This window comes from Bradyrhizobium sp. Leo78, from assembly GCF_059512425.1.
The window spans coordinates 1-24,302 of the sequence record NZ_JCAMOT010000024.1 but is presented as its reverse complement, the minus strand read 5'-3'; the positions used below and the strand labels follow the sequence as shown (position 1 = coordinate 24,302).

Here is a 24,302-nt window from a genome sequence, read left to right as displayed (position 1 = left end):
CATGATCCGAATCCTCGCCGTTCTCGCCGCGCTCCTCTGTGTGGCTCCCGCGGTCGCGCAGCCCTTGCCGGCCAATCTGGACAAGGCCAATGCGATCGTGATCGACACCAACAAGGGCCGCATTGTCGTCAAGCTCAGGACGGACATCGCGCCGCAGCATGCCGAGCGCATCAAGCAGCTCGCGCGCGAGGGCTATTACAACAACGTGCCGTTCCACCGCGTGATCGACGGCTTCATGGCGCAGACCGGCGACGGCCAGAAATTCGACGGCACCGGCGGCTCGAAATACCCGAACCTGAAGCAGGAATTCTCGAACGTGCCGTTCAAGCGCGGCATCGTCGGCATGGCTCGACGGGGTGACAGCGTCGACAGCGCCAACTCGCAGTTCTTCATCATGTTCGCGGACGGCCCGAGCCTGAACAACCAATACACCGTAATCGGCGAAGTGGTGTCCGGCATGGACGTGGTCGACAAGTTGAAGAAGGCCCCCGCAGGCTCCCCGAGCGGTGCGGTAACCGATCCCGACAAGATGGTGAAGGTGCAAGTCGCATCCGACGTCAAGTGAGGCTTGCCGATGCTGCGCGGCAAACCATTTCTCTGGTTTGCAGCGCCGCTGATGCTGCTTGCCTGCACGGCGCGGGCGCAGCCGGCGCCCGAGAAGCTTGATACGCTCAAGGACCTTTTCATAAAGCTGCACAGTTGCTTCAAGCCGCCGCCGCTGTCGCAGGCCAACCCGATCGACATCACCGTGATCGTCAGCTTCACCCGCCAGGGCGCGATCCTCGGCCGTCCCAGGATCACCTATGAGACGGCGGAGGCCAGCGAGAATGACCGGTTGCAATACCGCATCGCCGTGATGCAGGCCTTGGAACGTTGCACGCCGTTGCCATTTACCGATGCACTGGGCGGCGCGGTTGCCGGCCGGCCGATGGCGATCCCTTTCCGAACCCGCAAACGTCAACCCGAAGCCAAAGAGAGGCGAGCATGGCTGTTACCGAAAATACTTTGATCCTCGAGACCACCCAGGGTCCCGTCACCATCGAGATGCGCCCTGATCTCGCGCCGAACCACGTCGCCCGCATCAAGGAATTGGTGCGCGAGGGCTTTTACGACGGCATCGTGTTCCACCGCGTGATCGAGGGCTTCATGGCCCAGACCGGTTGCCCCCATGGCACCGGCACGGGCGGCTCCGGAAAGAAGCTGAAGGCCGAGTTCAACAAGGAGCCGCATGTCCGCGGCACCGCCTCGATGGCGCGCGCCGCCAACCCGGATTCCGGCGACAGCCAGTTCTTCATCTGCTTCGACGACGCCGCCTTCCTCAACGGCCAGTACACGGTCTGGGGCAAGGTCACCGAGGGCATGGAGAACGTCGACAAGATCAAGCGCGGCGAGCCGGTGCAGAACCCGGACAAGATCGTCAAGGCAAGGATGGCTGCCGACGCGACAGCCTGACACTCAATCGTCATACCCGGGCTTGACCCGGGTATCCATCGCTCTTCAGAAGAGTCTTTCCTAGGAGATGGATTGCCGGGTCAAGCCCGGCAATGACGGCTAGAAAATGCGCACCGACCTCTTTGACTTCGACCTCCCGCCTGAACGGATCGCGCTGCGGCCCGCGAGTCCGCGCGACGCCGCGCGGATGCTGGTGGTGCAGGGGGACGGCGTGCTGCGCGACCGCACCGTGGCCGAGCTGCCGCAATGGCTCGAGCCGGGCGACCAGCTCGTGGTCAACGACACCAAGGTGATCGCGGCGCAATTGAAGGGCCGCCGCATCGGCCGCGAGACCGAACCGAAGATCGAGGCGACGCTGATCAAGCGGCTCGACGGTTCGCGCTGGCAGGCGCTGGTGAAGCCGGCGAAGAAATTGGCGGAAGGCGACACTGTCCGCTTCGGCAATGAGGGCAGGGTCTGCCTGCTTGGACATCTCGATGCGCAGGTCGAAGCCAAGGGGCAGGAAGGCGAGGTGACGCTGTCATTCTCCTTCCACGGGCCCGCGCTCGACCAGGCCATCGCCGATCTCGGTAACCCGCCGCTGCCGCCTTACATCGCCTCGAAGCGCACGCCAGACGATCAGGACGCCGCCGACTACCAGACCATGTTCGCGGCCAATGAGGGCGCGGTCGCAGCCCCGACCGCGGGCCTGCATTTCACGCCGGCGCTGGAAGCTGCAATACGTGGCCACGGCGTCGATATTGTCAGACTGACCCTGCATGTTGGGGCAGGGACGTTCCTGCCGGTGAAGGTGGACGACACCTCCGAGCACAGGATGCATTCCGAATGGGGCTGCGTCTCCGCAGAGACCGCCGCCGCGCTGAACGCGGCGCGCGCCAAAGGCGGGCGCATCATCGCGGTCGGCACGACCTCATTGCGACTGCTCGAAAGCGCTGCGAGGGAGGATGGCACGATCCAGCCATTCACCGGCGACACCGCGATCTTCATCACGCCCGGCCACCGCTTTCGCGGAGTCGATATCCTGCTGACCAATTTCCATCTGCCACGCTCGACCCTGTTCATGCTGGTGTCGGCCTTCTCCGGCCTCGAGACGATGAAGCGGGCTTATGCACATGCGATCGCTGCGGGCTATCGTTTCTATTCGTATGGCGATGCGTGCCTGCTCTTTCGCGCGCACGAGGGACGCGAGTTTCTGTAGATTGTGTAGCGTCGGATTGCGCAGGAGCTTTATGCGTTCGCGCTGCCAGTTGATGTGCCCTCGCCCCTTGTGGGAGAGGGCTGCTCCGCTGCTGCTATTTGACTCATTCGGGTGAGGGGTTGCCTCCGCGGGCACGGTCGCCCGTGGCGACAACCCCTCATCCGGCGCTTCGCGCCACCTTCTCCCACAAGGGGAGAAGGGAATGAGCGTCAACGGCTCTTGCGGCGGGGCGGTTCGAGGATCACCTGCTTCAGATCCAGTCCGCTGACGATGATGACCACGAAGCTCAGCTTGCCGCGTTCGCGTGTCAGGCCTCCGCTGATCGCCTTGCCCGAGGCGGCCCGTTCCGCCACGCGCACCGCATCCGACAACTGCTGGTCAACACCCGACAGCGAAGCGATGTTGGTGCGGTCCTCCGCATTGAGTTCTTTCAGGGACGACACCAGCCGATCCGTCGAGATCTCGCCGGTGGCAGCATCGATGGCATGTTCCCAGAGCTGGCCGTCATGAAACGTCCTGACCCGGTACACCGGCGCACCTGACCCCCCATCGAAGCTGACATCGGAGGTCCTCGCGCCGGCGTGCGCCCGCTCGGCGATCTCGATGGCCCGGCTGAGCGACACCTGGGCGGTCCGGAACAGCTCAATTTGATGGGCGACCGCCTTGTCGTCAGACTCCGTTGCCTGCTCCTGGCCGGAGGAAGCCTCAGGAGCAGAAGGTGCGGCGACAGTGAAGGAGGGCGCGGATGCGAGCAGCGTCAGCAGACCGATCACGAGCAGGTGCCGTGTCGTTCTGGACTCTGTGCTCGTGGCGAGCGTGCGCGGATTCACCATCGATCCTCCTCCGTGGCGCGAAGCATCTGTTTCGCAGCCATGCGTCTCCCATCATTTGGGACTTCGATCCGGCATTTTTGAGTTCCGAACCGAGATCACATCGCGGCATTTTTCGCTCAACCGCCGCTTATTTGCGTGAAGGCACGAAACAATCTCTTCGGTGTTCGGGATGGAACCGGAGCAGAATCGAAAGACATCGGGCGTGCAGGCCTCGCGCTGTTCCGGCGTTCCCCGATCTTCTGCATCGGCTCGCGATGCGCATGACAGCGCCGTGATCGCAAGACCGACGGCCATGAGCTGGACGCTTCTTTGCAACAGGGCGGGGGCCAATGAGAGGATCCTTGCTGGTCCGGACGACTATCGCGCGTCGCGTTCGTGCGCCGAAAGGACACGGCCGACCCGTGTCCGGGTCGGCCGTCCGAGCAGCGCAAGCCGGCTTGGGGGCCAGGAAGACACAGGTTGCGCCGATCGAAGTCTGCGACGGCGTGAGCACTGGGCGAGTCCGGTGCGGCGGACATCGTCGGCTCACTTAACGAAACCGTACGGTATCGTTTAGTTATCGTCAACAGCTCTCGGGTGCCGGGGAGCCACGCAAATCGCGGGGCTGCCCGCGGCGTCGGGCATGGCTTGTCGAAATGTCAGCGGGGCGGGCGGGTGCGTGCGCCGGATTTCTGCGGCCGACCGCCAGGTCCGCCGATGCCGGTCATCAAGAGGCGCAAGGAAGCCCGCAAGCGTTTTTCCTCAGCCTTCCGGTCAATTGGAATGCCGTTGGTCGCTTGCCGGAAGGTGTGGCCGACGGTGATGTTGAGGTAGACCTCGGCGGCGATCGTCGTGTCCTCGATTTGGACCGCTCGCTCGGCGACCAGGCGATCAAACAGACGGGTCATCGTCGAAACGGCTTTCAGGTAGCCTTCTTCCTCGGCGAGCCTTGCGAGCTCGGGAAAATTGGTTGCCTGCGCCGCCACAATGCGGCCCAGAGCCCCCGGCTCAGGCCCGCTGATCAAATCGAGCATCTGCCGCGCGAGATCGAGAAGAACTTGCTCGACGGAAACGCCGGAAACATCGCTGCACTGCATTTCCGCCGCTGTCGAGAGCGGAGAGAGCCAGCGCGCAATCTCGCGCCGCAGCACGGCCTCGAACAGGCCGCGCTTGTCGCGATAGCGGGCGTAGACGGTGGGCTTGCTGACCCGCGCCGTTTCAGCGACGGCGTCGATCGACGTCGCCTCGAAGCCGCGCTCCAGAAAAAGCCGGGTGGCAACCTCGATCAGCCGCAGGTCGCGCTGGATGGCGGCGCTTTTTGTCGGGCGGCCGCCGCGGGATTTCGCAACGCTCTGCCGTGCCGCCCGTGCCATTAACCTCGTCAGTGGTTCCGTCCTGTCTGCGCTACTGTACCTCAGCTCTATATCGCGCCTCCGTGCAGCCGTCATCGCCAATCTGCCGGCGACGCCGGTCTCACGCCATCACGCGCTCGGGCAACAGCTCCGCGATCTGGACCGCGTTCAGCGCTGCGCCCTTCAGGAGCTGGTCGGCCGCCACGAAGATCGAGATCGAATGGCCGCTCGGGTCGCTCAGATCCTTGCGGATGCGGCCGACCAGCACGTCGTCCTGGCCGGAGGCATCGATCGGCATCGGGAAGTAATTTGCGGCGCGATCGTCCACGATCCGCACGCCTGGCGCGGCCGCAAGAAGCGCGCGCACCTGGTCCTCGCTGATCGGCTTCTCGCATTCGAAGGTGATGGCCTCGCAATGCGCGCGCAGCACCGGCACGCGGACGCAGGTGATGCCGACTGCGATGCGGTCGTCCTCGAAGATCTTGCGGGTCTCCTTGATGACCTTGGTTTCCTCGTCGTTGTAGCCGGTCTCGGGATCGACGGCGGTGTTGTGGTTGAACAGGTTGAAGGCATAAGGATGCGGCATCACCTTCGGCGTATAGACCTGTCCGTTCAGATTGGCGCGGGTCGATTCCACCAGCTCCTCCATGGCTGCGGCGCCGGCGCCGCTCGCGGCTTGATAGGTCGAGATGATCACGCGCTTGATCCGGTTCTTCTGATGGATCGGCCACAGCGGCACGAGCGCGGTGATCGCGGCGCAGTTCGGGACGGCGATGATGCCCTTGTGCTCGCGGATGCGGGACGCGTTGATCTCCGGGATCACCAGCGGCACGTTCGGGTCCATGCGGAAGGCGGAGGAATTGTCGACGACAACGGCGCCGGCCTTCACCGCAAGCGGTGCGAACTTCTTCGAGACGCCGCTGCCGGCCGAGAACAGGGCGATGTCGACGCCCTCGAAAGAGCGCTCGTTGAGCTCCTCGATGACGACCTTTTGGCCGCGGAAGTCGATGGTCTTGCCCGCCGAACGGCTGCTCGCCAGCGGCTTCAGCTTGCGCACGGGGAAGCCGCGCCGGTCCATGGTGGCGATGAACTCGGCACCGACGGCGCCGGTCACGCCGGCAATGGCAACTACGGGATCGTTCTTCACGGAAGTCTCCATCTTGTTTAAGCATGATCTTTTCGGAAAACCGGTGCCCACTTTTCCGGATCATGCTGTAGGGCAATAAAAAAAGCCCCGGACCTTCATCAGGCGGGGCTTCGGTTTGAGATGATGCGGTCGGTCCGACTACACGCGCACGCCTCCCAAGGCCCCGGAGAGCTTTTTGGTCGTGGTGGTGCGTTTGGTCGCGGTCATCATGGTGTTGGAACTTATGCGGGAGAGTTTTTGCGCCGTCAACGGCTTTGCGGCAGAAAAACGACGTCGGCGCGGTTGAACGAGCCACGCTGGCGCGCCATAAGCGGCCGCATGAGCCTTCCCAATCATTTCGAATTGCTCGCAACTGACGGCAATGCCCGTACTGGCCGGCTGACCACGCCGCATGGCGTGGTGCGCACGCCGGCATTCATGCCGGTCGGCACGGCCGGCGCGATGAAGGGCATGCACTGGCGCGAGGTGCGCGACGCCGGCGCCGACATCGTGCTCGGCAACACCTATCATTTGATGCTGCGGCCCGGCGCCGAGCGCATCGCAGCCCTCGGCGGGCTGCAGACGTTCACCGGCTGGAACGGGCCGATGCTGACGGACTCCGGCGGCTTCCAGGTGATGTCGCTGTCGGAGCTGCGCAAGGTCAGCGAGAACGCGGTGACCTTCCGCTCGCATATCGATGGCGCCAAGGTCGAGCTGTCGCCGGAGCGCTCGATCGAGGTGCAGCGATTGCTTGGCTCCGACATCGCGATGCAGATGGATGAATGCGTGCGGTTGCCGGCGGAGCGCGACGATATCGAGCGCGCGATGCGGCTGTCGCTGCGCTGGGCCGAGCGCAGCAAGCGCGCCTTCGAGACTGCACCCGCCGGCTACATGCTGTTCGGCATCGTGCAGGGCGGCGATCTCCCCGAGCTGCGCCGGCAAAGCGCCGAGGCGCTGGTCGAGATCGGTTTTCACGGTTACGCGATCGGCGGCCTCGCGGTCGGCGAGCCGCAGGCCGTTATGCTGGCGATGATCGAGGAGACTGCGCCGGCGCTGTCAGCGGATCGTCCGCGCTATCTGATGGGCGTCGGCACGCCCGAGGACATCCTCGAAGCGGTGGCGCGCGGCATCGACATGTTCGACTGCGTGATGCCGACGCGGAACGGACGTCATGGCGTGGCGTTCACCCGGTTCGGGCCGGTGAACCTGCGCAACGCACGACACGCCGACGATCCGCGTCCGCTGGACGAAGAGAGCGTGTGGCCTTCCGCGCGCAACTATTCGCGCGCCTATCTGCATCACCTCGTGAAATCGGGTGAGACGCTCGGTGCGATGCTGCTATCGGAAATCAACATCGCCTATTACCAGCAGCTCATGCAGGACATACGCGCCGCGATCGCGGGCGGAAGTTTTGAGGACTTCCAAAACCAAACGCGCGCCGATTGGGCGCGCGGTGACATCGCCGCCAGATAGGGCTTAGTTGCAGACGAAGCGCTTGACCGCGTGCTTGGTCACGAAACCGTAACCGCAGGTGTCGCAGGTCCAGAGATAGCTGATGATGCTGTCGTACAGATAGGCAGACGCTTCCGCAGCTATCATGGTGTCTGCGCACACCGGGCAGGTCGGCAGATCGCAGCCGCGCGGATTCGGACGAACCGCAATGGTCGACGGGATTTCAGCGATTGCTGTCATCGTGACCTCCTGGCGATCTGTGGGGAGCTTAACTTGGAGGTAACTTATACACCGATTTATTTGACGTTGTCGCAACACAAATGCGTTGGTTTATCGCTATTTAGAAACATTTCGCTGTTGCGATGCAGCGATTTGTTAATCGATCGTTTCCCTTCTTGCGCTGCGGTGGGCCCTGTTCCTAACTAACGAGAACCGCGATTTTCGCGGCACATTTTGCACAGGAGCCCCGTGATGGATGCGCCTTCAACTACGCGTGCAGCGCAACGGCCGGGACGAGGGCTGGTCTATGACTCCATTGTGGACGCGATCGGCAACACGCCGATCGTCCGCCTGCGCCGGTTGCCGCAGGCGCATGGCGCGCACGCGACGATCCTCGCCAAGCTGGAATATTTCAATCCGGCGGCGAGCGTGAAGGATCGCATCGGCGCGGCGATGATCATCGCGATGGAGAAGGCCGGCATCATCAATGCCGACACCGTGCTGATCGAGCCGACCTCGGGCAATACAGGCATCGCGCTGGCGTTCGTCGCGGCCTCGCGCGGCTATCGGCTGAAATTGGTGATGCCGGAATCGATGTCGATCGAGCGCCGCAAGATGCTGGCGTTTCTTGGCGCCGAGCTCGTGCTGACGCCGGCAGCGCAGGGCATGAAAGGCTCGATCGCGGCCGCCGAAGAGCTGGTGCGCACGACGCCGAATGCGGTGATGCCGCAACAGTTCAAGAACCTCGCCAATCCGGAGATCCATCGCCGCACCACCGCCGAGGAGATCTGGAACGATACCGGCGGGAACATCGACTACTTCGTTGCGGGAGTCGGCACCGGCGGGACCATCACCGGCGTCGGGCAGGTCCTGAAGCCGCGCAAGCCCTCGCTGCGCATCGTCGCTGTCGAGCCCGAAGAAAGCCCGGTGCTGTCAGGCGGCCAGCATTCGCCGCACAAGATCCAGGGCATCGGCGCCGGTTTCATTCCTGACATCCTCGATCGCTCCGTGATCGACGAGATCGTCAAGGTCAACAGCACCACCGCGATCGAGATGTCGCGCGCGCTGGCGCGCAACGAAGGCATTCCCGGCGGCATATCTTCCGGGGCGGCAATCGCCGCGGCGCTTGAGATCGGCAAGCGGCCGGAAGCTGCGGGAAAGACTATCCTGGCCGTGGTGCCGTCGTTCGCCGAGCGCTATCTGTCGACGGCGCTGTTTGAGGGGATCTAGCAATGGCCGATCAACCGAGGCGACCGCGCACGCTGAACGACGCCCGCAGCGAGGCGGAAGCGGCGTTCAAGCGCGCCACCACGAAGGTGGCCGAAGCGCCGCCCAAGAAGAATGCCGCTCCCGGCGTGCGCGAGCAAGTTACGCTGCGCATCGACCAGGACGTGCTGGAGTGGTTCCAGGAGGGCGGCCCGGGCTGGCAGGACCGCATCAACGAGGCGCTGCGCAAGGCGGCGGGGAAGTAGCTCCGACGAGGAGCCGCCAGAAACTGAAAAGCCCGGCGTGAGCCGGGCTTTTCGTTGAACGTTTCAAGGGCGTTAGCGACGGAACGCGCCGCCCAGCATGCCACCCACGACGCCGCCGACGAAGGCGGCTCCCGGATCGATGCCACCGCCGTGATGGCGGGGGGGAGGGGGAGCGCTGCCGCCACCACCTCCGCCGCCACCGCTGCTGGCGCGACGGCGCGGACGCTCTTCATCGCTCGAGCTCGTCGACGTGGTCGCCACGACCTCGGTCAGCAGCGCCTTGTGCTGCAGCCTATTGAGGTAGCCGCTCTTCGGATAGCCGCGCGCGGCCTGCCAGCGCGTGATCACGGCGCGGGTGGGCTCGTCGAATTTGCCGGTGGCCTTGACGTCGAAGCCGAGCCCGTTGAGGCGGCGCTGCACGTCGCGGCGCTGGCCCTTGTCGAGGCCGATCTGGTCCTCGGTGACCTGGCTTGCTTCCTCGGTGAAGGTCGCAGGATCGATGCCGGCGCTAAGGTTACGCGTCTGCGTGCTCGGAGCCGCGGCGCTCTCAAGCGCGGCGATGCGGGCGAGCGCGAGCGAACGGAACTGGCCGTTCGGATAGCTCGAGAGATAGGCGTTGAACTCTTCGGTCTTGTTGGAGTCCTTGATCGAACGCCAGAACTCGAGCTCGACGTCCGAACTCGGCGCGGCTGCAACCGCGGTCGATGCCACAGGCGTGCCCGCCGCGGTGGCCGGGTTGTTCGCCGGCGCGCCGTTGAGATAGACCGAGCCGATCAGGTTGGTGTGGCCCCAGGGCAACTGGCCCTTGCTGGTCTCCTCGTTGACCTGGGCGCGGACCTTGGTCATCGCCTGCTGGATCTCGACGCCGGGCTGGGTGATGTTGGCGATCAGCGCGCGCGTGAACGGGCTGTTGGCGCCTTCCTGGCCGTCGAGCGCGGTCTGGCCCGGGCCGGTTGCGAACGCGATCAGCGTGCCTTCGCCGGATTTCATTTCGGCAAGGCCGGTCTGCACGTTGACGCTGCGGGTCGCCGAGTTCGACTTGATCTTGGCGGCGAACGGATTGTCGCGGCAGGCATCGAGGAACACCAGCTTGACCTTGGCGTCGCTCATGGTCTGGTCGAGCGTGAGGTCGATGTTGATGGCAGAGCCCAGCTTGACGTCCATCTCCGACTTGATGTCGGCATCGACGGGCAGAAGATAGTTGGTGCCACTGATCGCGATGCCGTGGCCGGCATAGTAGAACACCGCGATGTCGGCTCCTTGCGCCTTCTTGCCGAAGTCGAGCAGCTTCTCGGTCATCTTGTCGCGGGTGAGGTTGGTGCCCTCGACCACCTCGAATCCGACGTTGCGCAATGCGCTGGCCATCGACTTGGCGTCCATGGTCGGATTGGGCAGCGGCGTCACGTTCTTGTAGGCGCCGTTGCCGACGACGAAGGCGACGCGTCTGTCGGCCCGGGCGGCAGTTGCGGTCAGCGCCACGCAGATCAGCGAGGCGAGGAGGGTAAGGGTGCGCATTGAAATCCCCCAGCAGAATCGAAAAGGCTTTGGCTCTATCGCATTGTGTCAGACTACACGATAACACTACCGTTCGCGCAGCATAAAAATACCGCTGCGGTCGACGAGAGAATCGCGTTGCCATAAGGCATGCCATGAAATGCGCGGCGGCTACGTGATCTACGTCACAACCGCGCAGATCGTCAGGTCCCTGCGCGGGCGTGAGCCGGCGCGTTCGGTTTCAAGTTCAGGAGATTGCCGGTCAGGATCAGCACCGCGCCGAGCACGGTGAACAGATCGAGCTGCTCCGAATAGATCAGCCAGCCCGCGGTCGCGGTCAGCGGCACCCGGAGGAAGTCCATCGGAATCACGACGGTCGCGTCCGCGTACAGCAGCGCGCGCGCCATGCAGTAGTGCGAGAAAGTGCCGCAGAAGGCGATCAGGACGACCCAAACCCAGACATATGCCGGCGGCCATGTCCAGACATAGAGCGACGGCAACAGGCCTGCGGCCGACTGCACGACCAGCATCCAGAAGATGATCGCCAGCGTCTGCTCGGTGCGGGTCAGCGACTTCACCATCGCAACCGAGATGCCGAAACCTACGGCAGCTGCAAGCGCGATCAGTTGGCCCGGATTGATCTCGCCCGTGGCGGGGCGGACGATGATGATTACGCCGATCAGGCCGAGCACGATCGCTGTGATCTTCCACATCGTCATGCGCTCGCCGAGGAAGGCTGCCGCGAGGATCGCTGTCCAGATCGGCATGGTGAACTCGATCGCCACCACCTGGCCGATCGGGATCAGCGTCAGCGCGAAGAACCAGCCGAGCTGCGCGCCGTAATGGATCAGATTGCGCGCGACGTGCATGTGCACGCGCGCGGTCTTGAGGATCGAAAATCCGCCACTCGCGTGGATCAGCGGATAGAGCATGAAGAAGCCGAGGATCGAGCGCGCTTCCATGAGCTGAAACACGTTCATGTCCCGCATGGCTTCGCGGCCGGCAATCGCGATCACCAGCATCAGCGTGAGCCAGCCCGCCATCCACAACGCGGCCTTGATCTTGGAAGGGGTGCGGTCCATCGGCGATGCGGAGAAGGAGGGGGACGGGCGGGAACATCGGTATCGGCGAGGCCCACGCGATTTGCAACTCGCGATTCCGAGAAGGCAGCGATGCAGGCCCTCAGCTTTGCCGTGATGGCCCCTTAGGTGCTAAGCATCGTCCCGCTTCTGGGAGGATAAATTCATGCATGTCTTGCAACCGGCCGAATGGTCGAAACCCCGCGGCTTCTCGCACGGCGTCAGCTTCGACGCATCAGGCAAATGGATCGTGCTGGCGGGCCAGACCGGCGGCGATGAGAAGGGCGATTACGCGCCGGAGATGGCAGCGCAGGTCGCCACTGCACTGAAGCGGATCATCAGGCTCTTGAGCGAAGCCGGCGCCGGGCCTGAGCACATCGTGCGCCTGACCTGGTATCTGACCAATCGTGCTGAATACGAGGCCGCGGGCGCCGGAATCGGCGCGGCCTGGAAGGAGACGCTGGGGCGCAATTTCCCGCCGTCCACTCTGCTTTATATCGACGGCCTGGTCGATCAACGCGCCAAGGTCGAGATCGAAGTCACCGCCTTCGTTCCCGCGGCATAGGTGGCGCTGATGGCAAACCGTAAGACGTCGGCGGATTTCGTGACCGGCTTCGCCACCGGCTGGCCCGAACATCAGCCCGACATCATGGTACTGTCGCTGACGACGCACAAAGGCGTGCAGGATTTTGCGTTCAACAAGGAGCAGGCTCTGCTGATCGCCAAGACCATCAAGGACACCGCCGAGCGGCTGGCGAACCCAAAGACGAGCTGAACGGGTTTCCTGAATTATCGCCCGCTTCCGCGGGCGAGCGGCGTGCGCGAGCTATCTCGATAGCGAGATGTCCGCTTCGCGGAACCCGTTATCGGCCCTGATGCTGACAGATTGCTTGTTGCCGCTCGTCCGCATGCTGAGGTTCGCATTGAACCCGCCGGCATTAACGGCAACCTGGAAATTACCGCCGCCGCCGCGACCCTGCAGGCTCCCGCTGATCCCGCGGCTACCCTCGGTCCAGTTACCGGAGATCGCGCTACCCTGGGCGACGACATCGGCTTGCAGGTTGAACTTGTAGGCATCGCTGGCGCAGGTCAGCGACATCGCCATGTTGACGCCGCCGACGCGGTAGGTCGCGCGGCAGCGGATGCGCTCCCTGGAGCCGTCGTCCAAGGTTACGCTGCCACCGCCAGACCAAGTGCCGGCCATCCCGGCAAACGGGCCGGACTGAGCATGGCCGGGGGAGACCAAAAACGTTGCCGCAGCAAATGCCGCCGCGACAGTCAGCCGCCGTGCGGAGGGGAACAGCTTCGAGGTCCGGTGGATCTTACTGACGGGAAGCTTCCCATCGACCGCTGCACGGTACGCCTGCTGATGCCCCATTCCACTTCCCCGATCCGGAGTTGCCACTGAGCTGTCCGTTGGCATATGCACCATTGATCGAGACTCGCACAAGGCCCTCACGGCCGACCCTGCCCGAGATGCCAGCGCCCGGCGCGGAGATTTGACCGTCCGTGACCGTAACCGTGGAAGAGGTCGAAGGCTCGCAGGTTCCAGTTTTGGTGACCACGGTGACCTGCCAGAGGCCGTCATAGGGCTGCTGGGCCGAAACAGGGGCAGAAATCAGGGCAGCAGAACCGAGAAAGGACGCAAACAAGAGCGCGCGAATGCGGGCAGGACGCATGGATCAGATTTCCTTGAAATGTGTGTGATCAGTCCGGCTTATCCGGACACAATGTGTTCAAAATGGGCCGTCCTGTGGAAGGCAAAAAGTTCCTGCGAGATCAAACACATCATGGTGAACTTGCATGGTGAATCCGCAGAGTGAATCCGCACATCGAAAGACAGGCGCGTTCGATTCTTGCGGCAGACTTTGGGCGTTCAGTGCCTGGCGTCAGGGAGACTGGGTGCCTTGGTCGCGAATTGCTCATCCTGCGGCTTGGCAGGAAGACTGCCATGAGCTCTGGCATAGTCGATCACTTCGGCGAGCAGCCGGAGCCCCAGCGGCGCAAGTGCACGCTCCCAGAGCTCGCGTGCGGTTTCGCCCTTCTTGACGAACACCCAGTCCTGCGCCGCGATGGCGCCGGCATCCATGCGATCGGCGAGATGATAGATGCTGCCGCCCGCGATCGGATCGCCTTCCTTGATGGTCCATTCCACGGCAGCCATGCCGCGATGTCGGGGCAGTAGCGAGGGATGGTAGCCGATCCCGCCGAGTTTCGCGGCGGCCAGCGCTTCCTTGCCGACGCGGGCGTGGCTGTGGGCCGTTACGATCAGATCGGTGTCGGGGGCGATCTCGGAGGCTACAACGAGCTTCGGATTGGCCTGCACCACCACATCGATCCCTGTGGCCCGCGCAGCCGCCGCCAGCCGGTCTTCGCCATCGTGCACCACGACCCTGACGACATCGACTTCGCGTTGGCGCAGCATATTCAAGGTCGCCACGCCGAAATGGCGGGAACCGACGAGGGTAATCCGCATATCTGTGTTCCGTACCTGATCTTGCCGTTATGCCGATAGCACAGGGCAGCCGATTGTCCTGCCGCCGGGAATGGACAAGTTCCTGGTTATCAACAGAACGGCGCTGCAGCGAGCCGGTCTGGCGCATGGGACGGGTGCGCAACAGCCGTCACGGCAGGGCCGGGAACCGGTGGGTTTCCAGGCCATAAGAGATAGGTCACGTCTCTTCCACGCGGCTGACCAAGGCCTTGTCGATCCTCCGGCCGTCGAGATCGACGATCTCGAACTGCCAGCCATGGGCCGTGACCTTTTCGCCGACATTGGGGATCGCGCCGAATTCCTGTAGCAGGAAGCCCGCAAAGGTCTGGTAGGGCCGCGGCGAGGGAAGGGTGATGCCGAGCAGGTCGGCAAATTCGAGCGCCGGCATCCAGCCCGAGATCAGGTAGGAGCCGTCATCGCGCCTGACGTAAGCGGGTTCCGCCGGCCCCTCCTCGGTGTGGAACGCGCCGACGATCGCTTCCAGAATGTCGGCGCTCGTCACCACGCCCTGGAAGGTGCCGTATTCATCGTGCACCAGGCCGATATGGACGGCAGAATCGCGCAGGATCGCGACCACGTCGCGTGCATCGACGGTCTCCGGAATCACCGGCGCCTGACGGACGAGCGAGCGGATGTCCGGCGTTCCGCCGGACAGATAAGCATCAAGCAGATCCTTGGCTTGAACGATGCCAAGTGCAACGTCGCCATTGTCGTCGAATACGACCACGCGAGAGTGGTTGGTCTTGAGCAGCGTTGCATGAATCTCGGAAGGGGGATCGGTGAGGTCGATCGAACTGACTTCGTGGCGCGGTGTCATCACCGCGCCGACCGGAAGATCGCCGAGCCGCATTACGCCCGCGATCATCTCTTTTTCGCCGGGCTCGAGCACGCCGGCGTTTTCGGCTTCGACCACCAGCGTCCTGATTTCTTCCTCGCTGACTTTCTCTTCGGCTTCGCCACGATGGCCGAGCAGCCAGAGCAGCGCCTTGCCGGAGCGGTCGAGCAGCCAAACCAGCGGCAGCGAGATCCTCGCCATCCACACCATGGCCGGCGCGACCCTGACCGCAATCGCTTCCGGATCGCGCAGCGCGATCTGCTTAGGCACGAGCTCGCCGACGATCAGCGAGGCATAGGTGATGACGGTGACGACAAAACCGACGCCGATGGCATCGGCGAGCGCTGGGGAGACACTGAATCCGAGCAGCCATTGCGAGACCCGCTGCCCAAGCGTTGCCCCGGAAAAAGCGCCCGAGAGCACCCCGATCAGGGTAATGCCGATCTGCACGGTGGAAAGGAATTTGCCCGGGTCGGATGAAAGCGCCAGCGCTTGCCGCGAGCCGCTCACGCCTTTTTCGACCAATCCCGCCAGCCTTGCTGGCCGGGAGGAGACGATCGCCAGTTCCGACATCGCAAGCAGGCCATTGACGACGATCAGGACAAAAACGATCGCAAGTTCCAGATAAAGCACGATTAAACCTTCTTTAACGCTCAGCCGCGACAGCACCGAACATATAGGAAACGCAACCCGTTTGGCTGCGGCTTGCCGACCGCCGTCGGGAACAGCCGCGCCGCGCGAAGGTGTTAACACAGGTTCGGCTCGGTGTGAGGGGCGTCACATCGTGAAGCCGGGGAGCGGCGGTACAAACTCGGCCACCGCAATAGCTGGCGATAGAGCGACGCAGGTGGATGCTCCAGGCCTGACGGCCTGGCGCATGTTCGGTTCTGATCGAATCAGAAGTCTAGCGCCAAGCGAGAATCCGCATCTCTGGTCTTGCGAAGCTGCGCTCCGGCTGCCCGCTCTGCTTCGGCTGGGGCGCGGCAACGCGCTCGAGACGCGCGCGCAGATCGGCGTTGTATTGCTTCATCTGGTTGCGCAGTTCGCGCCGGCCGAAAGCGGTCAGCGAGGGATCAGCGAGTTGCAGCCAAGCGGCGCGAAGCCATTCCTGCAACGCGCGGATGTCTTGATCCAAGATCTCTGGTTGGGTCATGCCGCCAAACCGTGTGAGAATCGATCAAGACGCGAGTAGGTCTGATTCGTCAGAGAATACCTAGGACAAAATAGCGTCAGGGTTGCATTTCGAACGGCTGATCAGTGCCATCCTCATTCGACCTCATCCGGATTCGAGCGCAGCATGTCCATCGCGACCCAGATGCCGGCAAGCACCGCGGCGATCATCGCGACGTGCCGGATCTGCGTGGTGGAAAAGCCGAGATCCTCATGAGCGACATATTCCAGTATGATTGCCGCGTACCCCGCGACAACGACGGCGGCGATGATCGTGGGCAGGTCGAACTTCTTTTCCATGGCGGCACCGCGGTCCTAGGGCGCCCTGTCTAGCGCGCCGAAACGCCGACCGCTGTGACGTGGTTCACGTCAGCTATTCAAACCGTGCCGCTGTCTCGTGTCGGCCCTGGACGGGTAGAGAAAGATGACTTGGGCCTCGGGGAGTTGGAGCGGGACGTGCGGCGACGTGCTGACCACGCGCTGACTTCCGTCGGTCTCGGTGTAGCTCCTCAGAGTCTCCAACAACAGGAAGAATTTTTCGGCAAGCACGGCAGCCTCCATCAGTGCTTTCTAATCTGTGCGAGGCGCGCCGCTAGCAATTCAATCAACTAAACGAGAGGTTGCAGGCGCAAACCGCTGCTGCAGCGCAATCGCAGGTGCCGGTGACGAAGCCAGACAGAGCTTGCTGGACCGTTCTGTCATGCTGCGCCGATCGCAAATGCTCGACGTCCCGTAGTCGCCCGGATGGATCGCGCCTCAGATTTTGCGTATGACACGATCGTTCCACCAGACATCATCGCGCTGATGGGGCGGGGGATGATGCGACGAGGCTCGGTCTCTAGGTTGACCGGGCCTCGTCCTTTTTGCTTTGGGCGGTTCACGAATATCGGCACGGCGGGCGGGTCGACCTCGCTCTAACAAGCATTCTCCTGAGCCCGCTTTTTCAACTCGCGATCGATCAGCGTTTGCGTCCGGCGTATCGCGAGCGCCTCCAATGGCGTTCGCATCAGGCCGGTCCTCGCTTGATCGCCGATCCAGAATATCCAGCGCCAGACGTGGCGCTGCCTGGTTTTCTCGACGGTGAATTCAATCCCTTGGTGCTGCATGGCCAGCGGCTATGATGAATCTCTGCGCCCCTCATCGTGGACTTGCCTCACCAGAGTCGAATGGTCTGCTGATATTGTCGTGATATCGCGATGTGTCTGCATCGTTCGGTACGAAGAAATCCAGCGCGTTCAATCTTTGCTTCTCAAAAAGTTGGGCCCCGGCTTGCTCGGGGGACAATCGCCGGGGCCCTTGGGAAGGTGGATCATGTCGTCCCAATCGACGGGACGATAACCTAGGAGGCGGCCAGGCGTTCCGAATTTTCCTAAGAATGATGCCGAACTATCCCGATTTACGTGAAGGTGATCGAGGAACGACGCCGGTTCGGACCCGTTGCAAATATCCAGTCTCGGAGTCGAAGATGCCAGAAGAGAATGATCTTGAAGGGCCGCAGGACCAAGGCGCCGAACGCAAGAGCGAAGTGATGGGTCCGCGCGTTGGCCCGACGCGCATGAGAGCAACATGAGCCGCGCTTTTGTCAGGGAAGGCGAGGGTAAGCTCGACGATCTGCCCGATCGGCCGATTTCGGACGCGCGAAACGATGTCACCAGGGAAGGCCTTGCCCAGATCGAGGCCGCAGTCGCGGCCGCGCAAGAAGCGTTGGTGGCGGCACAGGCGGAGGGCGACCGCTCGGCGATCGCGAGCGCCTCACGTGACTTGCGTTATTGGAGCGCGAGGCGCGCTTCCGCCAATGTGGTGGCAGAGCCCGAGGACGACGGCCAGGTTCGGTTCGGACATGCCGTTACAATCCTCCGCGATGACGGTCGACAACAGACCTTTCGGATCGTCGGCGAGGACGAGGCGGATCCTGCTCACGGCACCGTCTCGCACGCCTCACCATTGGCGCGAGCGCTGTTTGGCAGGAGGGTGGGAGACGTTGTCCGCGTTGGCAGCGGTGAGGCGGAAATCCTCAACGTCTCCCGTATGAATGCGCTTGGCGAGGCGTGACCGCTCGTGCCGCGAGCGCTTGGTCTCAAACTACATCACATCGGCAAAAACGTCGTCGATCACGGCAAGAGACACCGGGATCACAGCCAGTTCGTCCTGCTCCGAAGGACCTGACGTTCCCTTGATGTCCTGGACCACCCGGCTCTTGAAGTTGCGGAGCCACTGCATCGGCTCCTCGCCACTCTGCAGTGCTTGCTCGGCCAATATGTGGCGCATGAGAACAAGCATCGCATGCTGGTAACCGACAAAATCACTATCCATAGCGCTTCCTCGAAATGAGCTGGGCAATTCCTCACGGGCCCATCTTATACTTTTTCTTCGGGCCGATCCGCTTGATGAAAAACAAAACCCCCACCGACCGGGAGGAAGGCGGGGGCTCTTGCGGGTGGATGGCACGAGGCCAGGTGAAACCCTAGGTGTCGCCCCAAGGACCCACAATTCTGAGAAAAGCGCCGAGATACGGTTCCGGCAAGGCGATTTTGTAGGCAGCCATCCGACCCACGCTAGTCGGACTCTTCGCAGGAGCCGCTGGAGCCGGCTTCATCGAGCAGATTCAACGCGGTGTCGATCTGCTCGAGCAGCCGCTCGATCTCCGCGCGTTCGTTCGCCCCGGGATTCTCCTGCAGCCGCTCGAGCAATTGCTGCTTTTGCGCGAGGAGCTTTGCCGCGGTCGTCATTCGGATCTCCTGGCGCAGTCGCCGTGGTGTCAGAGGTCTCGCTGATTGGCTGCGCGCTATCGATTTCTTCCGCCCGATCCAGAACCCTGGCTGCCGGTTCCATTGCTGGATCCTGTCGTCTGGCTCTGGTCAGACTGACCGGGAACGCGCGCGCCCTGCTTCTCCTGGCCGGCCACATAGCCTGACTCGCCCGAGTTGCGGGTCTTGACGCCCTTGTTGGCGTCGTCCTGCATCTGTTGCTTGCCGGGTGTCATCTGCTGCGCCGCTGCCGGCAGCGCGATCGCGCTTCCCAGGGCGATGAGCATTGCGATAGTTGAGGTCCGCATGCGCGCTCCTCCCATGTTGGCTCCTTGCAAAAACGCGCAAGGCGGCAAACGTTTCCGGAGGCGCTGGAATTTAGGCCGGTGCGCTCGGCGAGGGCTATCACGGTACGGCAGCAGCGCTATGAGACATCGCCCGCTCAAGATTGCTAGAGCGGGAAGGCATCCAGACGAAATCAGGTTCGCGCTAGCCGGTCCGATAAGCGTCGAGCGCGTGCGCGAGGAAGATACCCACGCTCACCAGCGCGAGGATTGCTGCAGAGGTCTCGATCATTGCTGCACCTCCTGTTGTGCCAGGGAGGCGAGATATGTGCTGCACGATTGTTCCCAGAACAGGTCCAATATGAACTGCATGTTTGCCATCCCTGTTTTCCTTTTGAAACGTAGATAGCTCGCACTTTGTTTCAGGACGTTTTCGTCATTGGTGGAAAATGGTTTCGTGCGATGCAAACGGTCCGGCGCCTGACACAGTCCGCCACGCGAGCGACAAGATCAGGCCACAATCCACGGAGAGCTCGGCCGCGGCGGCGAAGGCATGCAGCGCGTCCGGATCAAGCGCCGGACATCCACACATCATCGTCGCCGCGCCTTGAGCAGAGAGATACTTTCCGTGGATCAATTCTTGCCCGCGGTACCCGGGCTTGATCCTCCGTACTGCGACGATCCGGTGCCACTCAGCGAGGTGGGGCCGGCGGCTGTGCCGTTCGGATTACCCAAATTTTTCGCGTGGTGCGCGCGGTGATGACGCTTGGCGGCATCCGCCGGCACGAAGGTCAGCGAGAGCATGGCCAAAGTGGTCAAGGCGACTGCAACGAATTTCATTTCACTTCCTCCTGGAGGGATAGGTTCGTGTAGTTGGGCGCCCTGCGGAGGAAAACGAGATCAGGTTTGCATCGCCGCCAGCGAGTTTCGTGCGAAATGAAAACGTCAGCGAGTATGAAAGTCTTCTTGGAAAGAAAGCAGAGCAGGCGAGGCGGAAAGCGCGGAGACGCTCATCAACGCGATCGCCGCTCTGGGAAGGCGACACCGCCGCGACGGCGGAGCATCAGGAACGCGACGCCAGCAGCAAAACCGCGGCAAGATTTGCCACGAACAGCGTCGCATCGATGACGAAAATCCTGAGCATCGGGCCCTTCAATACGGGCCAGTATGCCACCCCGACGCGACCCCCGCGCATCAGGACCGGGAGGTTATAGGCGAACTGGCTGAAGTGGCACGCGGCGAAGAACAGGAACAGCGCAAGCTGCGCGTCAATCGCCTGAAAGAAGGGCGGCCGGGCGAGAAGATAAAGCGACAAGAGACCGATTGGCAGATTGATCCCGCCCAGAAATGCCACGCTGGCGGACAAGGTCGGTGCAATCGGATTGCCGCGCTCTTCCCGGGGCACCAGGATCTTCAGCGTATTGCGCTGGGCAATGCTGAACTGGATGAATGCGCCGCCGAACCAGAGTGCGTTGAGGAGCAGGACGAAATCCGAGAATCGCATGGGCTACTTTCCGTAGAAGGCTTCGCTGCGCACCACACGGCCGGCATCATCGAAGTCCATGAACTCGCTGGCGCGCGTGTCGCCCAGTTGCCACCACACCGTTAGGCGCGCGATCGTTTCGTCCCAGCTCCAGTCCAGGATTTTCAGGTCTGCGTTTTCGATGCCTCCATAAGCCTTGCGCCAGTAGGCGCGAATGTTCTGGGCGCCAACGACCACGGGAGAATCCGTCAGTTTGAGCGCCAGGGGGCTGCGCATCTCGGCGTTGTCGGCCAAGTGCGAGACGACGGCATCGATATCAACCTTGCACCAGTTGGCGCACCACGCCTCGACGAAGCGCCCGGCGGCCGCCCGGTCCATTGTCCGTCCGCTCATGCTTCCGCCCTCCTCAAGTGCAACCGCTGAAGAGTGGCACAGTGAGATATTGACGTCAATCAGGTTGACCTGAGAGCGCAGTCAGTTGTTGTCGGCGATGGCTTCCATAACGGCCATCCACGCGGCTGCGCCGGACGGCCCAGCACGATCAAATGCCTCGCGCAGGACCTCCCGCTCGTAGCCCGATGCTCGTTGTTCGATGCGTTGCCCTGCCTGCGTCAGGCGCAGCAATTTGGATCGATGCTGCTCGGGCGACCGCTTCGATGTCAGGAGCTTGCGCTCGAGCAACAGGCCGAGCGGCCGGTTCAAAGCTTGCTTGGAAATGCCGAGGACCTCGATCAGCGAGCCGATCGAGATGTCGGGCCGCCGTGCGACGACATAGAGAATGCGATGGTGCGGGCGTGATAGGCCGAGCGTGGCGAGATACCGGTCGGCCGAGAGCGTCATCCCGCGCCAACCATAGTACATGAGCTCCAGCGCCGCGTCCAAATCGTGGAGCTTGTTGAGGGAGGCGCGGTGCAGGCCCGCGGCGTGAGAAGCGGTTTTTTGCATTTGCCTATCGTGTCGAATTTGCCGAAGAGAATCTATCCTCGCGCGCGCAGCTCCGGTCGCAGCACCTTCCCCGTTACCATTATCAGTAGCGTCTCAGGAAGCGACTGCGCCGCCGCTAGCGTGCAAACGCGTGAGGACATATGACGCTGCCCTGGACGCGCGAAGGCGCTCCTCAAAGGGGCGCTCTTACCCACACACCAACTTCCACCACCAGGCGAACACGCCCGCGAGGAGGGGGGAAGACGTCTGGGAAACCGCCGCGGCTCTCGCGTAGTTGCCGGCGATCTCGAGCATGGCGTTGCGCGACTCGTCGAGGAGGCACAGCGCAGCTTGTTCGCGGGCTACTCGCTCCAATCGACGAGGCTCTTCTGCCTCGTTCATTGTGGTCCAATTCGGGGGAAAGAGAAGCATTTCCAAACGGTAAATGGGTAGGTCAGGCCTGCTGTCATAAATCTATCACTAAACTCCACTGGGCCCCCCATCACTTTTGCTGGATCGATCCCCACCCGAGGAGGCTACGGGGCGTCATGGGTGTGAGTTAATTGAAATCATGTCGTCGCTTGCGGGCTCGAGTCCGACGCCTGGCGGACATAAAAGCTCTGACGGCATAGCCAACCAGAGCGCCGACAAGAAAGACGCCCGCCAACAAATCTGGTGCAGGCAACTCCATGGGAGGATCCCTGCTGGGGTCAATAGCTGATTAATGGCCCAAACGCGCCGAAACTCCCCACACAAACCGGTGAGATTCTGTCCATGGGTGATTAACTCACGCCACAATCACGACTGACAGGCTCAATCAGCGGCGTCTCGGCTTCCTGGAAGGCTGGCAGGTCCAGCGAGGTCCGGCCGAACTTGTTATGGGCCATCCGACAGCTGCGCGCGCAAACCGGCCCGACGCTCTGAGCTGTCGCATTGAGACGGATGCGGCCGGCTAAGGTGACCTCGACCATATCGCTGATGATATCATCGCGTATGTTCGTCGTCTGAGTTTTGGCGCAAGTGTTTTGGCGCAAGTATTTGAGCGGCCCGAGACATAGGTGACAAAACGTACCGGACACATGGGTTACACTTTCTGAACAGCGCTGTCTCGTAGAATATCCCACCACGTTCTTTTCGCTGGAAAGTCCACCAGGACGAAATGATCTGGTGCGTCTTGCGGCTACAGCGTCGATTATACGGCCGTGCGGCACGTCCATCTGTCCTGGGATACGGGCGGACCGCTGAAAATCGTTTGGTGCTTGTCGCCCTGCAGCCGGAACAGATCCGCGGCTGCTCATTTACTCTCTGCTGCTGCCACTCTACATTGCCTGGTGACGCTATGAGAGAAGGTGATCGCATCATTCTGCTGCTTCGTATTACCAAGAATCTATCAGACCGTCTTACGCAGGGGGTACGCTTGAGTCGTACTGCCGAGGATCTATCAGCCCGCCTTCAGCAGGTGGCGCGCTTGAGAGCAGAACTGGAAGGACGCCTCGGGCGGCGACCACCTGATCGGATCGCCTGAGCTTAGGAACTCGATTTCCCAGCTGACTACCGGAACGAGACGCGCGGCTGATCGTTGTCGATGTTCCAGCGGGCCGTCATTAGGTCCTCTGGCTAGCCAATCTCGACCTCCAGCAGCACCATCGCGACTGCGACACGATAGTCTTCTTCGTTTTTGCACCGCCGCCAGATTAGGGACAAAGGCTCCGCGCGCGAATTGTATGGTGTGCCCACACGATCACCAACCGGGTGTGCACAGCCCCCCCCCCGCAGCTCGGTCTTACCCCCGGCCGGGCTGCGCCTTAATGCCCGCAACGGCTGGCGGTAGGATTCAATCGCTCGGATCTACCGACGAGGCCGCGATGGCTTGCTCTACATCCCTGACCAACGCTCGGTGGTGTTCGGCAAGCTTTGCAAAGAGTGCTTTCTTCGTCGCGTTTGTCGCGAGCTTGCTGATTAGATCGCACTCCTCGGCTTCATTCCGAAGCTTTTCCAGGTGCGCCTGCATATCCTTCATGGTTCTTTCCGGGTTCCAGGAAGACCCAGGAATAGGGCAGGCAGGTATCCCAAGGCAATAACCTGCGGAAGCTCATGCCGGGGCCAATGCCATGCACTGGGCTCGACGCGTCCCGACATCTTGAATCGAGGCGCAGCGGACCGGCCCAATTTTCCCTGACGTCTTAACTTACTTGAATGTAGCTCTAGACTGTCCGCGATTAGCGTTTTTACATGGAAGGCAAACGTAAGCGCAATCGGGCCAAACGACCACTTCACTCCAGGAACGACTGATCAGCTCTGCCGAAGAGGCTCGCGCTCGCGCAAGACACCTATCGCCTGGTGCCGAGCGGGAGAAGCTGCTTCGAAAAGCGCGGCAAGCCGCGCGCGCGGCGGAGCTGGATGAGGTTCTTAGCTTGGGCCCATCGAAATGACGTGCAGATAGACTTCACGAGGCTCGGGGTGGCGCATGGGCGAAAGCCGAGATGTGCCAGGCGTCGTCGGCGATCTTGCGAAACCGCCTGGTCCAGTCGTTGCCGCGGCGGGTGAACATCTTGATCGTCTCATTGGCGAGGTGGACCTGGACGCGATAGCCGTCGAACTTGATCTCATGGATCCATCTGGCGCCGGGTAAGGGGCCTTGGTGCCGAGGGCCGCCGGCTTCTTACGCTGAAACGCCACTCGCATGACTCCACGCGACGAAGGCCGATT

At 62.4% G+C, this 24,302-nt stretch carries 31 protein-coding genes and 1 pseudogene; 10 read left to right on the top strand and 22 right to left on the bottom strand.

Annotation, left to right across the window (positions count from 1 at the left end; all coding sequences use genetic code 11):
* Position 1: 1 nt before the first annotated feature.
* The 4 genes from AC5ZG1_RS26845 (at position 2) to queA (ending at position 2,650) form a co-directional block, all read left to right on the top strand.
* Positions 2–565, top strand: a complete 564-nt coding sequence (locus AC5ZG1_RS26845) for a peptidylprolyl isomerase (protein WP_456644332.1) — start codon at positions 2–4, stop codon at positions 563–565.
* A gap of 9 nt (positions 566–574) precedes the next feature.
* The gene (locus AC5ZG1_RS26840; RefSeq protein ID WP_130226925.1) at positions 575–1,009 is read left to right on the top strand and encodes a UCP034077 family protein; all 435 of its coding nucleotides are present in this window, start codon (positions 575–577) and stop codon (positions 1,007–1,009) included.
* Positions 985–1,452 (top strand): peptidylprolyl isomerase, encoded by a 468-nt coding sequence (locus AC5ZG1_RS26835; RefSeq protein WP_130226924.1) that lies wholly within the window; start codon positions 985–987, stop codon positions 1,450–1,452. Before AC5ZG1_RS26840 ends, AC5ZG1_RS26835 begins: the two co-directional genes overlap by 25 nt.
* A 106-nt stretch (positions 1,453–1,558) precedes the next feature.
* Positions 1,559–2,650 carry a tRNA preQ1(34) S-adenosylmethionine ribosyltransferase-isomerase QueA gene (queA, locus tag AC5ZG1_RS26830; protein WP_496134565.1) on the top strand — a complete coding sequence of 364 codons (1,092 nt, stop codon included), beginning with the start codon at positions 1,559–1,561 and terminating at the stop codon, positions 2,648–2,650.
* A gap of 209 nt (positions 2,651–2,859) precedes the next feature.
* On the opposite strand, the gene AC5ZG1_RS26825 is transcribed toward queA, so the two are convergent.
* The 4 genes from AC5ZG1_RS26825 to AC5ZG1_RS26810 all read right to left on the bottom strand — a co-directional run bounded on the left by AC5ZG1_RS26825 (position 2,860) and on the right by AC5ZG1_RS26810 (position 5,973).
* Positions 2,860–3,483, bottom strand: coding sequence for a PepSY domain-containing protein (locus tag AC5ZG1_RS26825; RefSeq protein WP_456644330.1), 624 nt, complete (start codon positions 3,481–3,483; stop codon positions 2,860–2,862).
* A 51-nt stretch (positions 3,484–3,534) separates the two neighbouring features.
* On the bottom strand, positions 3,535–3,813 hold the full coding sequence (locus tag AC5ZG1_RS26820) for a hypothetical protein (RefSeq protein ID WP_456644329.1): 279 nt from the start codon (positions 3,811–3,813) through the stop codon (positions 3,535–3,537).
* A gap of 308 nt (positions 3,814–4,121) precedes the next feature.
* Positions 4,122–4,835, bottom strand: coding sequence for a TetR/AcrR family transcriptional regulator (locus tag AC5ZG1_RS26815; RefSeq protein ID WP_456644397.1), 714 nt, complete (start codon positions 4,833–4,835; stop codon positions 4,122–4,124).
* A gap of 100 nt (positions 4,836–4,935) precedes the next feature.
* On the bottom strand, positions 4,936–5,973 hold the full coding sequence (locus AC5ZG1_RS26810; protein WP_496134564.1) for an aspartate-semialdehyde dehydrogenase: 1,038 nt from the start codon (positions 5,971–5,973) through the stop codon (positions 4,936–4,938).
* Positions 5,974–6,279: 306 nt separating this feature from the next.
* Between AC5ZG1_RS26810 and tgt the strand changes: the two genes are divergently transcribed.
* On the top strand, positions 6,280–7,413 hold the full coding sequence (tgt, locus tag AC5ZG1_RS26805) for a tRNA guanosine(34) transglycosylase Tgt (protein ID WP_496134563.1): 1,134 nt from the start codon (positions 6,280–6,282) through the stop codon (positions 7,411–7,413).
* Between the two features lie 3 nt (positions 7,414–7,416).
* On the opposite strand, the gene AC5ZG1_RS26800 is transcribed toward tgt, so the two are convergent.
* On the bottom strand, positions 7,417–7,632 hold the full coding sequence (locus tag AC5ZG1_RS26800; protein ID WP_028165546.1) for a hypothetical protein: 216 nt from the start codon (positions 7,630–7,632) through the stop codon (positions 7,417–7,419).
* 231 nt (positions 7,633–7,863) lie between these two features.
* On the opposite strand from AC5ZG1_RS26800, the gene cysK reads away from it, so the two are divergent.
* Positions 7,864–8,841 (top strand): cysteine synthase A, encoded by a 978-nt coding sequence (gene cysK / locus AC5ZG1_RS26795; protein ID WP_496134562.1) that lies wholly within the window; start codon positions 7,864–7,866, stop codon positions 8,839–8,841.
* Positions 8,842–8,843: 2 nt separating this feature from the next.
* Positions 8,844–9,083 carry a BrnA antitoxin family protein gene (locus AC5ZG1_RS26790; RefSeq protein WP_028165544.1) on the top strand — a complete coding sequence of 80 codons (240 nt, stop codon included), beginning with the start codon at positions 8,844–8,846 and terminating at the stop codon, positions 9,081–9,083.
* A gap of 72 nt (positions 9,084–9,155) precedes the next feature.
* On the opposite strand, the gene AC5ZG1_RS26785 is transcribed toward AC5ZG1_RS26790, so the two are convergent.
* On the bottom strand, positions 9,156–10,598 hold the full coding sequence (locus AC5ZG1_RS26785) for a caspase family protein (protein WP_496134561.1): 1,443 nt from the start codon (positions 10,596–10,598) through the stop codon (positions 9,156–9,158).
* A 182-nt stretch (positions 10,599–10,780) separates the two neighbouring features.
* Positions 10,781–11,659: a DMT family transporter gene (locus AC5ZG1_RS26780; RefSeq protein WP_496134560.1), complete on the bottom strand. Its 879-nt coding sequence runs from the start codon at positions 11,657–11,659 to the stop codon at positions 10,781–10,783.
* Positions 11,660–11,822: 163 nt separating this feature from the next.
* On the opposite strand from AC5ZG1_RS26780, the gene AC5ZG1_RS26775 reads away from it, so the two are divergent.
* Positions 11,823–12,221, top strand: coding sequence for a RidA family protein (locus AC5ZG1_RS26775; protein WP_456644325.1), 399 nt, complete (start codon positions 11,823–11,825; stop codon positions 12,219–12,221).
* A 9-nt stretch (positions 12,222–12,230) separates the two neighbouring features.
* On the top strand, positions 12,231–12,431 hold the full coding sequence (locus AC5ZG1_RS26770) for a hypothetical protein (RefSeq protein WP_496134559.1): 201 nt from the start codon (positions 12,231–12,233) through the stop codon (positions 12,429–12,431).
* A gap of 51 nt (positions 12,432–12,482) precedes the next feature.
* Here AC5ZG1_RS26770 and AC5ZG1_RS26765 read toward each other — a convergent pair whose 3' ends face one another.
* The 6 genes from AC5ZG1_RS26765 to AC5ZG1_RS26740 form a co-directional block, all read right to left on the bottom strand.
* Positions 12,483–13,034, bottom strand: a complete 552-nt coding sequence (locus tag AC5ZG1_RS26765; RefSeq protein WP_456644324.1) for a hypothetical protein — start codon at positions 13,032–13,034, stop codon at positions 12,483–12,485.
* Positions 12,979–13,335 (bottom strand): hypothetical protein, encoded by a 357-nt coding sequence (locus tag AC5ZG1_RS26760; protein WP_496134558.1) that lies wholly within the window; start codon positions 13,333–13,335, stop codon positions 12,979–12,981. The genes AC5ZG1_RS26765 and AC5ZG1_RS26760 overlap by 56 nt, the downstream gene beginning before the upstream one ends.
* 197 nt (positions 13,336–13,532) lie before the next feature.
* Positions 13,533–14,132 (bottom strand): formyltransferase family protein, encoded by a 600-nt coding sequence (locus AC5ZG1_RS26755; protein ID WP_028165538.1) that lies wholly within the window; start codon positions 14,130–14,132, stop codon positions 13,533–13,535.
* A 196-nt stretch (positions 14,133–14,328) separates the two neighbouring features.
* Positions 14,329–15,618, bottom strand: coding sequence for a hemolysin family protein (locus AC5ZG1_RS26750; RefSeq protein ID WP_496134557.1), 1,290 nt, complete (start codon positions 15,616–15,618; stop codon positions 14,329–14,331).
* A 271-nt stretch (positions 15,619–15,889) separates the two neighbouring features.
* Positions 15,890–16,138: a hypothetical protein gene (locus AC5ZG1_RS26745; RefSeq protein ID WP_028165536.1), complete on the bottom strand. Its 249-nt coding sequence runs from the start codon at positions 16,136–16,138 to the stop codon at positions 15,890–15,892.
* Positions 16,139–16,251: 113 nt separating this feature from the next.
* Entirely contained in the window at positions 16,252–16,455 is a 204-nt protein-coding gene (locus AC5ZG1_RS26740; RefSeq protein ID WP_496134556.1) for a hypothetical protein, read from the bottom strand.
* A gap of 1,266 nt (positions 16,456–17,721) precedes the next feature.
* On the opposite strand from AC5ZG1_RS26740, the gene greA reads away from it, so the two are divergent.
* Positions 17,722–18,207: a transcription elongation factor GreA gene (gene greA / locus AC5ZG1_RS26735; RefSeq protein ID WP_130226912.1), complete on the top strand. Its 486-nt coding sequence runs from the start codon at positions 17,722–17,724 to the stop codon at positions 18,205–18,207.
* Between the two features lie 30 nt (positions 18,208–18,237).
* Here the strand turns inward: greA and AC5ZG1_RS26730 are convergent, their stop codons facing one another.
* The 9 genes and pseudogenes from AC5ZG1_RS26730 to AC5ZG1_RS26690 all read right to left on the bottom strand — a co-directional run.
* On the bottom strand, positions 18,238–18,468 hold the full coding sequence (locus AC5ZG1_RS26730; protein WP_028165532.1) for a hypothetical protein: 231 nt from the start codon (positions 18,466–18,468) through the stop codon (positions 18,238–18,240).
* 242 nt (positions 18,469–18,710) lie between these two features.
* Positions 18,711–18,884: a hypothetical protein gene (locus tag AC5ZG1_RS26725; RefSeq protein WP_456644320.1), complete on the bottom strand. Its 174-nt coding sequence runs from the start codon at positions 18,882–18,884 to the stop codon at positions 18,711–18,713.
* A 56-nt stretch (positions 18,885–18,940) separates the two neighbouring features.
* Positions 18,941–19,210 carry a hypothetical protein gene (locus AC5ZG1_RS26720; protein ID WP_130226911.1) on the bottom strand — a complete coding sequence of 90 codons (270 nt, stop codon included), beginning with the start codon at positions 19,208–19,210 and terminating at the stop codon, positions 18,941–18,943.
* 609 nt (positions 19,211–19,819) lie between these two features.
* The gene (locus AC5ZG1_RS26715; RefSeq protein WP_028165531.1) at positions 19,820–20,026 is read right to left on the bottom strand and encodes a hypothetical protein; all 207 of its coding nucleotides are present in this window, start codon (positions 20,024–20,026) and stop codon (positions 19,820–19,822) included.
* Positions 20,027–20,249: 223 nt separating this feature from the next.
* Positions 20,250–20,690, bottom strand: coding sequence for a hypothetical protein (locus AC5ZG1_RS26710; protein WP_208822928.1), 441 nt, complete (start codon positions 20,688–20,690; stop codon positions 20,250–20,252).
* A gap of 3 nt (positions 20,691–20,693) precedes the next feature.
* Positions 20,694–21,062, bottom strand: a complete 369-nt coding sequence (locus tag AC5ZG1_RS26705) for a nuclear transport factor 2 family protein (RefSeq protein ID WP_456644318.1) — start codon at positions 21,060–21,062, stop codon at positions 20,694–20,696.
* 81 nt (positions 21,063–21,143) lie between these two features.
* Positions 21,144–21,614, bottom strand: a complete 471-nt coding sequence (locus AC5ZG1_RS26700) for a MarR family winged helix-turn-helix transcriptional regulator (protein ID WP_496134555.1) — start codon at positions 21,612–21,614, stop codon at positions 21,144–21,146.
* A 1,813-nt stretch (positions 21,615–23,427) separates the two neighbouring features.
* Positions 23,428–23,613 carry a hypothetical protein gene (locus tag AC5ZG1_RS26695; protein ID WP_130226907.1) on the bottom strand — a complete coding sequence of 62 codons (186 nt, stop codon included), beginning with the start codon at positions 23,611–23,613 and terminating at the stop codon, positions 23,428–23,430.
* A gap of 456 nt (positions 23,614–24,069) precedes the next feature.
* Positions 24,070–24,272: pseudogene (locus tag AC5ZG1_RS26690) on the bottom strand (ATP-dependent DNA ligase); the annotation flags it as partial.
* Positions 24,273–24,302: the final 30 nt, after the last annotated feature.